The organism is Erythrobacter insulae, from assembly GCF_007004095.1.
Classification (GTDB): Bacteria; Pseudomonadota; Alphaproteobacteria; order Sphingomonadales; family Sphingomonadaceae; genus Erythrobacter; species Erythrobacter insulae.
Window position 1 is genome coordinate 2,103,377 of record NZ_VHJK01000001.1, and the last position, 13,727, is coordinate 2,117,103.

Annotated in this window: 14 protein-coding genes; 5 read left to right on the forward strand and 9 right to left on the reverse strand. The window is 56.5% G+C overall.

What is annotated here, in order from left to right; genetic code table 11:
• Positions 1-188 precede the first annotated feature (188 nt).
• Positions 189-1,277, forward strand: a complete 1,089-nt coding sequence (locus tag FGU71_RS09815; RefSeq protein WP_234035716.1) for a S1C family serine protease — start codon at positions 189-191, stop codon at positions 1,275-1,277.
• Between the two features lie 20 nt (positions 1,278-1,297).
• Here FGU71_RS09815 and FGU71_RS09820 read toward each other — a convergent pair whose 3' ends face one another.
• A complete protein-coding gene (locus FGU71_RS09820; RefSeq protein ID WP_142788399.1) occupies positions 1,298-1,990 on the reverse strand; it encodes a dienelactone hydrolase family protein in 693 nt (230 codons plus the stop codon).
• 21 nt (positions 1,991-2,011) lie between these two features.
• Entirely contained in the window at positions 2,012-3,340 is a 1,329-nt protein-coding gene (locus FGU71_RS09825) for an erythromycin esterase family protein (protein WP_142788400.1), read from the reverse strand.
• A 791-nt stretch (positions 3,341-4,131) separates the two neighbouring features.
• Here FGU71_RS09825 and FGU71_RS09830 point away from each other — a divergent pair.
• The gene (locus FGU71_RS09830; RefSeq protein WP_185960265.1) at positions 4,132-4,722 is read left to right on the forward strand and encodes a Crp/Fnr family transcriptional regulator; all 591 of its coding nucleotides are present in this window, start codon (positions 4,132-4,134) and stop codon (positions 4,720-4,722) included.
• A gap of 159 nt (positions 4,723-4,881) precedes the next feature.
• On the forward strand, positions 4,882-5,598 hold the full coding sequence (locus FGU71_RS09835; RefSeq protein WP_142788402.1) for a hypothetical protein: 717 nt from the start codon (positions 4,882-4,884) through the stop codon (positions 5,596-5,598).
• 23 nt (positions 5,599-5,621) lie between these two features.
• On the opposite strand, the gene FGU71_RS09840 is transcribed toward FGU71_RS09835, so the two are convergent.
• Genes FGU71_RS09840 through FGU71_RS14230 form a run of 6 tightly spaced genes read right to left on the reverse strand, consistent with a single transcriptional unit; the run spans position 5,622 to position 9,843 of the window.
• Positions 5,622-5,837, reverse strand: a complete 216-nt coding sequence (locus FGU71_RS09840) for a TrbC/VirB2 family protein (RefSeq protein ID WP_234035717.1) — start codon at positions 5,835-5,837, stop codon at positions 5,622-5,624.
• A gap of 26 nt (positions 5,838-5,863) precedes the next feature.
• Positions 5,864-6,835 carry a P-type DNA transfer ATPase VirB11 gene (gene virB11 / locus FGU71_RS09845; RefSeq protein WP_142788404.1) on the reverse strand — a complete coding sequence of 324 codons (972 nt, stop codon included), beginning with the start codon at positions 6,833-6,835 and terminating at the stop codon, positions 5,864-5,866.
• A gap of 2 nt (positions 6,836-6,837) precedes the next feature.
• A complete protein-coding gene (locus FGU71_RS09850) occupies positions 6,838-7,896 on the reverse strand; it encodes a TrbI/VirB10 family protein (RefSeq protein WP_142788405.1) in 1,059 nt (352 codons plus the stop codon).
• Positions 7,896-8,606 (reverse strand): TrbG/VirB9 family P-type conjugative transfer protein, encoded by a 711-nt coding sequence (locus FGU71_RS09855; RefSeq protein WP_142788406.1) that lies wholly within the window; start codon positions 8,604-8,606, stop codon positions 7,896-7,898. The genes FGU71_RS09850 and FGU71_RS09855 overlap by 1 nt, the downstream gene beginning before the upstream one ends.
• Positions 8,603-9,433 (reverse strand): virB8 family protein, encoded by an 831-nt coding sequence (locus tag FGU71_RS09860; RefSeq protein WP_267901827.1) that lies wholly within the window; start codon positions 9,431-9,433, stop codon positions 8,603-8,605. Before FGU71_RS09860 ends, FGU71_RS09855 begins: the two co-directional genes overlap by 4 nt.
• Complete coding sequence (locus FGU71_RS14230; RefSeq protein WP_142788408.1) at positions 9,319-9,843, reverse strand: hypothetical protein; 525 nt, start codon at positions 9,841-9,843, stop codon at positions 9,319-9,321. Before FGU71_RS14230 ends, FGU71_RS09860 begins: the two co-directional genes overlap by 115 nt.
• A gap of 135 nt (positions 9,844-9,978) precedes the next feature.
• Here FGU71_RS14230 and FGU71_RS09870 point away from each other — a divergent pair, with 135 nt between their 5' ends.
• Positions 9,979-10,362: a thiol-disulfide oxidoreductase DCC family protein gene (locus FGU71_RS09870; RefSeq protein ID WP_142788409.1), complete on the forward strand. Its 384-nt coding sequence runs from the start codon at positions 9,979-9,981 to the stop codon at positions 10,360-10,362.
• Between the two features lie 79 nt (positions 10,363-10,441).
• Complete coding sequence (locus FGU71_RS09875; protein WP_142788410.1) at positions 10,442-11,617, forward strand: alpha-hydroxy-acid oxidizing protein; 1,176 nt, start codon at positions 10,442-10,444, stop codon at positions 11,615-11,617.
• A 337-nt stretch (positions 11,618-11,954) separates the two neighbouring features.
• On the opposite strand, the gene FGU71_RS09880 is transcribed toward FGU71_RS09875, so the two are convergent.
• Complete coding sequence (locus FGU71_RS09880; protein WP_142788411.1) at positions 11,955-13,406, reverse strand: NAD-dependent succinate-semialdehyde dehydrogenase; 1,452 nt, start codon at positions 13,404-13,406, stop codon at positions 11,955-11,957.
• Between the last annotated feature and the right edge of the window lie 321 nt (positions 13,407-13,727).

Here is a 13,727-nt window from a genome sequence, read left to right on the forward strand (position 1 = left end):
CCCTCTGGCCTAAGGCTCCAACGGATAGGCACGTGCAGCATGGAAGCGCGAGCCAGCTTAATCCAGACTTCAAAAAAGTAGCTGCGCCTCCCCAAATCTGATTTCCAGTTTGATCCCAAAGCGCGGCGGGTTAAATATTCAACATGCAATTTGCCAAGCCAACACCCGCTCACATTATGCGCTCGCCCGTGATCATCCTTATTGTGATCAACCTCGTGCTCGTCCTTGCCGTCGGTTGGCTGTTATTCTTGCAATCCCCTCCCAAGGGAGAGCTGCGTATCGTGACTCCTCGCGGCGATCTTGGCGCTGATGAACGCGCGACTATCGACTTGTTTGGTAATGCCCGCGCCTCGGTGGTCTTTATCTCGACCCGCCAGCGCGTGTCCGATTTGTGGAACCGCAATATCTACAGCATTCCGCGCGGCTCGGGTTCGGGGCTTGTGTGGGATCAGGTCGGTAATATCGTCACCAATTACCATGTAATCGAAGGCGCATCAGCGGCACAAGTCCAGCTGGCCGACGGGCGGCAGTTTAACGCGAGCCTCGTCGGCGCAAGCCCCGAACACGATCTGGCGGTGCTGAGGATCGGCGGAATTGGCTTTTCGGCTCCGGCGCAGATACCGATCGGTACCAGCAGCGGTCTGCAAGTGGGACAAAATGTCTTTGCCATTGGCAATCCATTCGGCCTCGATTGGACGCTGACCAAAGGGATCGTGTCCGCGCTCGACCGGTCACTTCCAAATGAGAACGGACCGGATATCCGCCACCTGATCCAGACCGATGCGGCCATTAATCCGGGTAATTCTGGCGGCCCTTTGCTGGATTCCAACGGGCGGCTGATTGGCATTAATACCGCGATTTACAGCCCATCTGGCGCATCGGCCGGGATTGGTTTTGCCGTGCCGGTGGACACCGTGATGCGTGTCGTGCCGCAACTGATCACGAACGGGCGCTATATTCGTCCCACGCTGGGGATTGAGAGTGATGAGGATATAAACGATCTGCTCAAGCGTGCATCGGGCACCGACGGGGTATTCATCTTGCGTGTTGATCCAAGATCAGCGGCAGAGCGTGCCGCTCTCATCCCTGCACAGCGCACCCGGCGGGGCATCGCGCCTGGAGACGTGATCGTGGGGCTGAATGGAGAGCCGGTTTCCCGTCTTGGCGATCTTCTGGCCAGGCTTGACGATTTCGAGGTCGGGCAGAAGGTGAAACTCACGCTTTCTCGGGATGGTAAAGAGCGTGAGGTTTCGATCGAGCTGGAGCCAGGCAGTTGATCGATTGTGGCCCGGCTTCATTACTTGCCGGATTGCGAACCGGCTCGTGATTTCGGTTCAATAGACGCTGCGAAATTTGAACGAAACCATCCGCCCGCCAAATCGACCACTTGGTCAAGTGTGCCCGGCTCTTCAAACAGATGGCTGGCACCTTGCACGATCGTAAGCTTGTGCGGGCAAGTCAAAGTATCGGCAGCGGCTTTGTTCAATTCGATGACCTGTCCATCGAGCGAGCCGACAATCAGCAGGGTCGGCGCAGTCACCGCCCCAAGAGATGCGCTGCCCGCCAGATCCGGACGTCCGCCGCGAGAGACGACAGACGCGATGCGTCGGTCACCGGCCGCCGCCCGAAGCGCCGCACCAGCGCCTGTGCTTGAACCGAAATAGGCGGGTCGAAGATCTCGCGTAGCCTGAAATTGGGCTGCCCAGTCGGTCGCCCTTTTCAGTCGCGAAGCAAGCAAGACGATATCGAACACATTGTCCCTGTCGCGCTCCTCGCTTGGGGAAAGCAGGTCGAGCAGCAGGGTGGCAAGACCTGCATCGCGCAGTGTTTTGGCCACGTAATTGTTGCGCGGACTGAACCGTCCGCTGCCGCTGCCATGGGCGAAAATAACCAAGCCGAGCGGGTCGGCTGGAACGCCAAGAAACGCGGCAAGCGGCGGGTCTCCTTGCAGCAATACTTCCTGAGTGTCTTCGAGGATGCTTTCCACCATCAGATCTCCACCTTGTTCCGCCTACAGGCCGAATGGCCATACTTCGGGGGCTCCGTGCGGGCGTACGGGGCCAAGCGGTGTGACCGCACGGCTTTCTTCGAACCAGACATAGGCGTCAAATTGCTCGCTGAGCACTGCTTCGAAATAGTGGCTCATCAATTCGCTTTGCGGCCGGTAGACCACCCCTACAGCGCGCTCCAGCATGCTCTGGCTGAGCGTGTCCTTCGGGTCGCCATCCTTGCATCTGCGCCAATCGACAAGGCAACGCATTAGCCCGATACTTCGAAATGCAGCTTCCCAGCTGTCATCTCGGGCTGAACGCAATTCCTGTATCTGCATGTCCGCCCCCCAATCAGAAGCAGCGGCCACAGTTCCTCGGTCGGTGCCGAAGCCGATAAGCACTGCATCGTCATGGTAGGCTGCACGAACCAGCTCGCCGATGTTGAACTCGCCATGCCACCCCATCGCGGTCGCGGCGGCATTGCCGACATGCGAATTGTGTGCCCACACAAGAGCCCGCGCATTCTCATGATGGGCCATCACGGCCTGAAGTGTCTCGAACATATGCCGATCACGCAGGTTCCAGCTTTCGGATGCGCGCCGGTAGATCGAGCGATAATATTGCTCCGCTGCCCGAACGATACGAGCATTTTGTTCGGCATCGAAAAAGTCTTCGCCGTCGTAATCGGCAATCCACTTCATCCGGTGAGAGAGCAGATCGCGCAGCTGTTCGACGACTGCATCCTCGCATGCGGCGAAGCGGTTTTGCTCGACTGCATGGCCGTACAATTGCGGATCATCCTGCCAAGGCGCAAGGCATCCGTATCGCTGGCGTGCCCGTTCGGCCGCAGGTGGATCGTGCCGGTCGAGATATTCGATCACGGCCTCGATGGACTCGCCAAGACTGTAGACGTCGAGCCCTCTAAGGCTGACGCGCGATTCCTCGGGCAATTGTGCATTGTGGCCACGCAGCCAATCGATGAAGCCAAGCATTTCCTCATTGCGCCACATCCATGTCGGAAATCGCACAAACGGCTCACCACGATGCGGGCGAGGGCCACGCAAGCGGACATAATCGTCGAGCCTTGCAATATCCGGCCAGTCACCTTCAACAGCAATGATCGTGAAACCGTGATGCTGGATTAACCGGCGTGAGATCGCCGCGCGGGCAGTATAGAATTCATGCGTGCCGTGGGTCGCTTCGCCCAGTAAGACCAAACGCGCATCACCGTACCTGTCGAAGATATTGCCGAAGTCCGGGGTATCAGGTGAAGGCAGCAATTCGGCGTACGGACGCAGCCGAGCGGCAACTGCGCTTTTCTCAACTGAAAGAGCGTTTGAAACCATCATCCCGATTGCGCCTTCTCACTTCCATTGGCCTGCTTCTGTTGGCCCAATCCCCTTGGGGCGCCGCGAGCAAAGCACCTGGCCACGCAGACTGCTTGGCGCGTCCGGTTCCAACTATACGTATTAACCCGTGCAAACTTCGGTTTGGACGTCAGCGCAAGCATGGGCATCGAGCTACTGGCACATCTCTTGGGCCTGTTATCCCAGTTGCAAGCCACCTGGTTGAACGAGTTGTCGCTAAAGCGTGGCTGGCCACAACACTGTCAGCAATGATGCCAGCACAGAAACCAGCACCGAAACCAGCACAGAAACTCGGTTTCATTTCTATTTTGGAAAGAGTCGGCCCGCGGTAGCTTTGCATATGATTTTGATCTTTCGATCAATTTCATATTCCGGCTACCGCGGACCTGTCTGATTGGGTCATCGTTTTCTCTCGATTACTCGCCAATCAGCAATGTTGTTATGGCACGATTCGCAAAGGGCGACTTGACGGTTATCAAGTGTGCTGTGCGGAAACAGCTTTCATCACTTAGCCGTAAAGCTCGGACGATGCTGCTGCCTCGTTCAGTCCGGTAGCCTCGCGCAATTGTAAGGCTCCATTTTCTTCATCATGCATCTTGTTAGCAATCTGGGGCAAAGGTGTTTCGAACGCGCTGCCTCAATCGAGCTAGGTAGATTAACCGATCCCTCCGGCCCTCGTTCAACCATAGTCTGTGCAGCTCTAAACCATCAGCAGCGAGACTAAAGAGATGTACCACTCGCAAAGCCGGGGACCCATGGACCGAGCGATTGCGATGCCCGCTGACGCCGGCGAGACGCTTTTCGTGCAGAGCGAAGCTTGCGAAAGCCTCTGCGAAATTCGCTGCGGTATTGCTCGCGCTATCGATCTGTCACGCGATGGAGAACGCCAGGTTATGGCGTTTTTCTTTCCGGGGGACTTTCTCGGCCTACCTCTGACAATAGGCCACCGATTCTCAGCCGAAGCGGTTGGCCCCTTGATGTTTGCGCGCCATTCCAGCGCCAAATGGCAAGCCGAATTGGCCAGTCCCAGTCAGGCCAACGCAAACTGGGCAAGCGAAGCGATCTGGCGGGAAGAAAAGGCGTTTATGATGCGCGGGCTCATTCTCGGGCGAGTGGGCGCGCTGGCCCGTGTGAGTGCCTTTTTGGACTATGTTATGCCGCGTTTGCCCAGAGACGGACAAATCATCGAATTCTCGCTCCCCCAGGCAGACATAGCTTCCTATCTCGCCTTGTCGCCGGAGACGGTTTGCCGAACGCTAAAGCAGCTGCGCGAACATCGGGTGATCGCGATGCCGCGTAAGAACCGTCTCATCATGCAAAGAGCGGATCAGTTGGCTATGATAGCCCAAGGCACACACATTTGAGACCATAGCGCACAGACGCCGCAGGCCGCATGTTTGCAAGCCGCGCTGACCCGAGAGCAGTTTGCGAACGAACAACAGAACTACCATTTTTCCCGAGCTCTGCCTGTGCGAAGCGCAACTTCACTTGCGCGGGTCCAGAAAAATGTACACGTTCTGCACATGCATCTGTTTGAACTTCTGATCATATTGCATGTCGCGGCGGGGGCAACGGGCTTGGCCGCGTTCTGGGTGCCTGTTGCAACCGGCAAAGGGTCAAAGACGCACCGCAAATGGGGGCGCATCGCCTGTTACGGCTTTATGGTTGCCGGAGTTCTGGCGATCGCCATGGCTTTGCTGTCCCTCTACGGACCTGAAGAACGCATTCCGTCCATCACCGACCGTGAATTGTTTGCTGGGTTGTTCGGCTGGATGATGCTGTATCTTGGCCTTTTGACGCTCGGATTTGCTGATTACGGGTTGTCCGTTGTGAAGCATTCGCAATCCCGCGCAGAGCTTCGCCGTCCGCGTTATCAAGTCGTGATGGCCTCCGTAGTCATATCGGCCCTTTGGTGTGGGTATTTCGGGGTGCGGGTAGGGCATCCCTTAATGCAGCTGGTTGCAGGCGTTGGATTGATCGCGATGTTTATGCAGCAGGTTTTCGTATGGCGCGCGACTGTTTCGCCGGTTGATTACAAAGGCGAACATTTCCGCGCGCTTATTGGCATGGGCATTTCTGCCTACACTGCGTTTTTATCGGTCGGGTTGATCCGGTTGGTCCCCGATCAGGTTTTCAATCCGCTGATCTGGGCAGGGCCGAGCATTATCGGAGTTGGGCTGATCATCTATTTCACGCTTCAAACCAAATCGAAATCAAAGCGGGCAGCAATAAAGGCCTGATCGCTCCGGCCTGTCGCGGCGGTTCAGATGAAAGCCGATGCGATGGCCGGCGCCCCCAGAAGCACGAAACAGCCCAGAATCACGCGCAACGCATCGCGCAACGCAAGCCGCCCGCTTAACATCAGAAAGCCTACAAAAGCGACGGCCAGCACGCATAGCGTAATAGCAAAGCTCCCGAAAATGAGCCCGCCAATCCAATCCATCGCGCGCGAAATAGGGGCGGTTCCGTCAGGCGTCATCAAAGATGCATAAAGAGCCTGCACCGTCATTGCGCCATCAAAATCTGGCTGACACGGCGTTTTCCGCCTCTGCGTTCCAACTGGACAAAAACATCCACGCTTTCCCGAACATAATGCCGCACATCATCCCTGCTCAAACGCGATCCTGATTGCAGGATCAATAAGGCAAGTTGCTCGATTGCACGGGCAGGGGTATCGGCGTGGACCGTCGTCATTGAGCCGGGGTGACCGGTGTTCACAGCGCGTAGAAAAGTGAAGGCCTCCACACCTCGCAATTCTCCGAGGATGATCCTGTCTGGACGCATCCGAAGCGCCGCGATGAGCAAATCCTCTGCAGATATCTGCGCTTCGGCCTCTTCTCCGCGAGCAGCGATCAACCCGACGCAGTTATCATGCTTTACATGCAATTCTGGCGTGTCTTCGATCAGGATCAGACGCTCGTGATCCGGAATTTCAGACAGCAGGGAATTAAGGAATGTGGTTTTGCCAGAGGATGTGCTGCCTGAAACCAGAATGTTTTTTCGATCACGAACAGCTTTTCTCATCTGCTCGGCGGCATAGCGGCCTGTTAAGGGGACCAGCTTACGCTCAGCCAAATTCGTTGATGGGCCTGTCTCCAGATCATCAAATGCCTGTGTTTCCTCCCAGTCATTCAGCGAAAGGTTGGCTGAAACATGGCGGCGAAAGGCAAAGGCGTGGCCTATGCGCGTTGATGGCGGGCCAGCGATCTGGACCCGCGAACCATCCGGCAAAACCGAAGCCAGCAACGGCGCGGAGCGGCTGATCCCTTGTGAAGAATACGCTGCGATTTGCCGGGCCAACCGTTCCAGCAGCGCGCTATCGAGACTGGGTTCTTCAATGCGTTGGATCCCGCCACCCAGCGTTTCGATCCAAATTTCTCCGGGCCGATTAATCCAGATATCGGTCAGATCCGATCGGTCGAAGAACGGCGCCAAGGGTGCCAGAAAACTGTCGAGATAATACCCCGTCTCAGTCATATTTACGGTTCGACAGTCGAAAAATCGAGGTCACGCGAAACGAATACCGAAACGCTGGTCCCTTGCTTCACTTTGAGCGTCGGCAGGGGCTGCTGCTCTTCGGATATCTGCACATTTTGCGTGCTGCCGGGAAGCGCCACGACGACGCCGTTTGAGGCTTCGCTTACAGCGATGCCGGTTCCAATATCGAATACCGATTGCAGCAAAGCGTTGCCAAATCGTTGGAAGAATTTTGAGTCCACTTTACCGCGTACACCCGCGCGCCCGAGCGGGTCAGAGGAAGGCGAATCGAGCTGGATTGTGACGCCATCGGGGCGAATAAGCCGGCCCCATTCGACCAGGGTCCGTTTTTGACCCGGCCTAAGGCCTGCTTTGTATTCTCCGTAAAGGCGGCTGCCGCGCGGGATCAACACTCGGGTTCCGTCAAAGCCGGAAATGTCGCGTTGAACGAGCGCCCTTGCGCCGCCGGGCCGGGTGGAATCGAGCGCCGTTTCAAGCACCGCGGGTATAACTGTGCCTTGGGGGATGGTGTAGGATGGCTTTTCCAGCCGCCCTGCCTGAACCCGGTTGCCGCCGACATTTATCGTGCCTGTTTGGCTTGCGTTTGTGCCGCCATCATAAACCACGCGGGCAACCGGTGGCGGCGCAGCGCGCGTTGGGGGAGGCGGCAGTGGCTGAACAAACGGCTGAGACGGAAATTGTCTTTGCTGCGAAGGCCCAATCGGCGGCGGCGGGTAATTCGGAGCCGCCGTTTGCGATGCTTGCTCCGGCTCGGCCGGGGTTCTTGGAGCCTCGCGTTCCAGCCCGCTAAACCGGTCTGGTACTTGAAGCGGTGCGGACGAGGAGATGCGAGTATTGCCTGGCTGCTGTGTAGCGGCGGCAATACCGGAGTGCGCGGCATCCTCACGGCCTGATCCCAGTGCGGTGAACAGCCAGTATCCACCGATCAACAGAAGCGGGATGAACAGCCACAATTCCCAGCGGCCACTCGGTCCTGTTGGTACAACAGGCCGGATGTCATTGGGCGCGCTCGGTTGGTCTGCTTGCTCGGCGGATGCCATCAGCTGTCCTCCCGCGTTACGTTGCGCCTGGCGGTGGCTTTTTCTTTGTCGATCCGGAAAACCAATCGTTGGTGAACCCTGTCGATTACAAAGCGATCACCGCGCATATATCCATCAACGACCTCTTCATCGCCGGTGGCCCCGATTGCGAACACTGCTGGCAAGGGCTGATCCGGCAAATATTCGATCACAGTTTTTTCGCCATTGTCGCGAATGCTGGCGGGCCGGACAGACTTGTCGCCGCGGATCCGGTAAGACCAGACAAGGTTGTCAATCGTCGTCGAGTTTGCTTCGGCTACTGCTGCGGGCCGGTCCTGCGGCCCATAGGCCAGCCGCACCAGATAGGCGGATTGCAATCCGTAATCTGTTTCCAGTTTGAAATCATAACTGCGCATGTCGGTTTCAATTTTCAGCTGCGTTGCAACTGCATCCGACGCGCCTTTGATCTGAAAACTGTCGGCCTCGGCAGACACGCTAACGGTCCAGCTTGTATCGCCGGAAATTGTGGCCTGACGGATGGTTTCACCCGGCTCCAGCATCACTGTCAGGAATGTGTCGGGCAGCGCGGTCAGGACTATGACGTCGCCGTTGTTCCATTCGACGGACTGGATGCGCGGCGTTTCTGCGCCGGGCATGGGATATGTCTGCGCAGCCAAAGACGGACCCAGCGCGCAGGCAGCGCAAATGATTAGAGCAAACCGCGTGATCATGGGGTGTCGTTGCCGATTTCGGGTGTCTGTGTGCCGTTGACGATGCCTTCTTCAGGCAAAGTTTCGGCGTCCCTGCGGTAACTTGTCACCTGAAAGCCAAGCGGGTTTACATACCGATCGGCCTCGCTCATTTCGGCACCGACAAACTGATACCCGATCACCGCCGCCCAATGCTGGGTTGTTTGCGGGACCGCTCCAGGATCGGTGCGCTGCGTTGTAAACCGCACCAGAGCGCGGTTTCGGTCCAAGGTCGAAACGCTCTTGATATTCGTAGTGATCATCGCCCGACTGGGCAGATACGCCAGCGGGCTTTCGGGATTGCCGGCATCCATAGCTCGCTGATATTGCTGGCTTACGGTTCGATCAGACATCAGGGTGACCTTGCGGTAATCCTGCTGCAATGCGTCTTGCATAAAGCTTTCGCGGGCAGTGATATATTGCACCAGCATAGAGCGCGTTAGTGCGGCATCAGGCGCAATGATACTTTCATCCAGAGGTGCAAGCGTTTCGACATTGCCCGTCTGACGATCAACCAGCAAAGTGTAAGGTTCAACCGTTTTCAGCGGCAAAAGAAATACGAGGGCAACCGCTTCGAGCAGCGCGATCAGTGCGGCGATAATTGCCACCATCCATGCGCGCTTGTTTGAACGCTCCAGGCTGTAAATCTGCGCTCTTGCTTGACATAGCGGCTCGATACACTGCCGCCTGCTTGTTATTGCGGATAAAATGGCGAAACGGTGTTCTGGAAATCTGTTGCGCTGCGAATAAAGTTTGCAAATTCGGACACCAAATTGCCTTGTTTGGTGCCGTAGTCTGCAATCACATATCGCACGATGTAGGGTGCGCCGTCGCTCAATCGTCCCGCGTTGATCGCCGGATTGTCTTTCAGGAACGCGGATAGCGCAGTCTGGATGTCGGCCTCTTGATCGGGGGAGAGGGCTTCCCACACAGAGATCATGTACATGGCCTTGCAATGACGATCTGTGCCTTCGGGGATTTCTGCCTCTGCGTCGTCACATGCTCTGAAGTTCACTTCGAATTTCAGACCGTTGGCCGCTGTTGCAACCAGCGCATTGTTACCCTGAGCGTCCAGTGTGTTCAATTGATTGGCCGTCACCACTGACAAAGCCGGTAAGACGCTTTTTTCGTTAACTTTGCCGATCAAATCGGTCTGGTCGATTGTGTCGAGCGGCAAGGGTTGAGCCGCCGCCGGAACAGCCAGTGCAACGAAAGCCATCAATAAAGCTGTCCTGCCCAAACGTGATTTTTTCATTCTATCCCTCTCGTCATCTGCGCTTTGTTTGGACGATTGCATTAGGCTTGTCACCCACCGAAGGCTTGAAAAGCCAGGTATCGGGGGCACTTAATTGCCATGAGCACATCGCAAATAAGCCCCGGGCAACAGCGCATCAAAGTCTGGTATGATGGGGCGTGCCCCATGTGCCAGCGCGAAATTGCGCTGATGCGCCGCCTCGATACGAATTCTGCAATCGCATTTGTGGATGTTGCCGATAAAGGTGATCCTGCCTGCCCGATCGATCAAAGCCGTTTGCTGGAACGGTTCCACGCCGAAGAAGACGGCCAAATCGTAAGCGGCGCAGCGGCGTTTGCTGCAATGTGGCGCGCAATTCCGAGACTGCGCTGGCTTGGCCTGATCGCACGCAACCAGGCTATGCTGCGCATTCTTGAATGGCTTTACGTGCAGCATCTCAAAATCCGCCCGCAATTGCAGCGTCTTTTCCGAAAGCTGGACTAAGCCTGCACAAAACCGCTTGATCCGCCCACACCAACTGGTTCACTCTCTTTCCAAAGAAAAACGCAGGAGAGGGCGATTGATGAAAAATTTCGGCGGGATGCAAAATGAGATTTATAATGCGGGCCTGAAAGGGCATTTGCCGCATTTTCCGGTTGATTTTGCCACCCTTGAAGCACGGGCTCATGAAGCGCTCGGCCCGATGCTCACGAATTATGTCGCCGGCGGATGCGGCGATGAGCATACTCAGGATATGAACGCTTCGGCGTTTCACCACTGGGGCATGATCCCGCGGATGATGGTCGATTGTACCGAGCGGGATTTGTCGATTGAATTGTTCGGGCAGCAATTTGATAACCCGCTTTTCATGGCGCCGATTGGTTTGAATGGCGAAGCGACGCAGGACCGTCATGGCGATATGGCGGCGGCGCGTGCATCCGCGCTCACAGGTGTTCCGTTCTGCGCTTCGACGCTCGGGAATGACCCGCTCGAAGACGTAAAAAAAGCGTGCGGCGATACGCCGGCCTTTTTCCAGCTTTACACTCCGCGTAATCGAGAATTTGCCGAAAGCCTGATCAAGCGAGCCGAGAATGCGGGATATTCTGCGCTCGTTGTGACGCTCGATACTTGGGTGACAGGGTGGCGTCCGCGCGATCTTAATGCGTCCAATTTTCCGCAATTGCGGGGTAAAGTGCTCCAGAATTATTTCCAAGATCCTGTGTTCCGTTCGCTGTTGGACAAGCCGCCTGAAGAAGACATGGAAGCGGCGATCATGATGTTTGCCGGGGTTTTTGGTCAGGTTTTGACTTGGGACGATGTGAAATGGTTCAAATCGGTTACGGATATGCCGATTGTGCTCAAAGGGATCTGTCATCCTGATGATGCGCGCCGGGCGGTCGATAGCGGTGCGGATGCAGTCTATTGTTCCAATCATGGCGGGCGTCAGGCCAATGGCGGCATTGCGACGATCGATCTGCTCGAAGATGTGGTGAAAGCCGCAGGCGATGTACCGGTCATGTTTGACAGCGGCATTCGTTCCGGTTCCGACGCCGTCAAGGCACTTGCGATGGGAGCAAGGTCTGTGGGGGTCGGGCGGCCTTACACCTATGGTCTTGCGCTTGGCGGAGCTGAAGGCGCCGCTTGGGTGCTGCGTTCAATGCTGGCCGAGGCCGATTTGCTGATGGCGGTGAACGGGTATCCGACCCTTGAAGATGTGCGCATCGCGGGGGTCCAGCGGACCGATCTGGCGGTTGACTAGAAAAACGTCACCAGCGCAGTAACCAAGGGCCTTTCCGATTTGGTGAGTTGTAAATTGTAAACCCCGGTTTCATTTTGGACTCAGTTTTCCACAGATTCGATGTTAGTTAATTTTCATAAAACATCGCGAATCGGGGACGCAGCATATGGAACGACCAACAATTATTTCGAGCGGACCAGACCCTATGGGCCGGACGGTATGCTTTGGAGATGAGCAATCACGCCGGGCACGCTATGGCCGGATCCGGCCGATGCCGACACGCAAATCTTTCATCGCAAGAGCGTTTAATCGCCTCCTTTCGCGCCGCTGATTAAACGCATTGCCTGGCAGGCGGCGGTTATCCGCCCGACTTGGCGACCGTGACCAGTTTCGTCTCGGTATAGCCCAGATACCCTTCGACACCGCTTTCCGAGCCAAAACCGCTATCGCCGGTTCCGCCAAACGGGGTCTCGGGTGAGCCCACCGCAAAATGGTTGATCGCGACCATCCCGGCTCGCAATGCGCCGCCGAGATAATGGCTTTCATCAAGATCGGCTGTGAAGGCGTATGCTGCCAAGCCATAGCGCAGCGAATTCGCGATCCTCACCGCATCCTCGATATCGTCATACGGCACAATGCCAGCCACCGGACCAAAGGGTTCTTCGGTCATCAGGCGGCTGTTGGCCGATGGATTTGCAATCACTGTTGGCTGAAAGAAGTGTCCGGGCCCTTCGATAGCCGATCCACCGGTCACAATCTCACCCTTGGAACCGCCCAGCGCGCCCATCAATTCCTGCATCGCATTGACCCGGCCTGCATGCGCCAGCGGCCCCATAGTCACGCTGTCATCGGCGCTGGGATCGCCGACTTTCAGATCGTTTACGCGCGCCACAAATTCGCTGACGAAACGGTCGTAAATATCGCGGGCCGCCAGAAAACGGGTGGGGGAGACACACACTTGCCCGGCATTGCGGTATTTGGTCGCGGCACAGGCCGCCACCGTCCGGTCAAAGTCGGCGCTTTTGCCGATGACAACCGGAGCGTGACCGCCGAGCTCGGCGGTGAAGCGTTTCAGCCCTTGCGCCGCCAGCGCGCCCAATTGTTTGCCTACGGCGGTTGATCCGGTGAAACTGATCTTGCGCATCGCCGGCGCGGTGATCAGATGTTCGGAAATCTTGGCCGGATCGCCGAAGACAAGGTTGATTACGCCTGCGGGGACGCCCGCATCTGTAAAGCATTGAACCAGCATTTGTGCGGATGCAGGCGTGGTTTCCGCAGGTTTCAGGATGCAGGAACATCCAGCGGCCAAGGCACCTGCGATCTTTTTGGCAGGCAGGTTGATCGGGAAATTCCACGGGGTAAACAGGGCAGCGGGGCCGATCGGTTCCTGCGTCACGCGCTGCTGAAGCAGGTTGGGGCTCCGCACTGGAACCAGCCGTCCGCCTTGCCGCTTTGCTTCTTCGCCGAGGAAATCGATGAGGTCAGCCGCGCTGCCGATTTCGCCCAAGGCCTGAGCGTTGGGTTTGCCGACTTCCAGCATCACGATGCGCGCTATATCGGTCTTGCGCTCTCGCAGAAGCTCTGCCGCGCGGCGCAGGATCTTGTGTCGTTCTGCGCCCGGTGTTGCGGCCCATTTGGGAAAGGCTTCATCTGCGGCTGCAACGGCGGCATCCAATTGCTCGCTTGAGACCATCGGGCAATCGCCGATTTTCGCTTCTGTCGCGGGATTGTTGACGGGCATTGTTCCTGCCCCGCCTTCGGCAATCCATTCGCCGGCGATCAGCATCTTCAATCCTGGATAATTCGTCATGCGAGGCTTCCTTCGTCCTTATCAAGCTGTTGTCTTTGTTACGCCGCGATTTTTGTATGACTTGCATGACATGTAGGACAATCTGTCATGCGTGGTCTTTTCGTTTAAGTAACTGAAATATAGAGGATATGCCCGTGTAGAACACGGGTGACACTTATCCAAATTTTCTACCCTTCGGGCGTGTTCCAGTCATCGCGGGATGGCATTGTTATACATTAGTAGGAAAGCGTTTTGGGCTAAAGGGCGCTTTTCCCGATTGAGTAATTTTGCGCTTGGTTGTAACATTATTGCGCGTTTGTTGCGATGAATTATTCGAGTCTC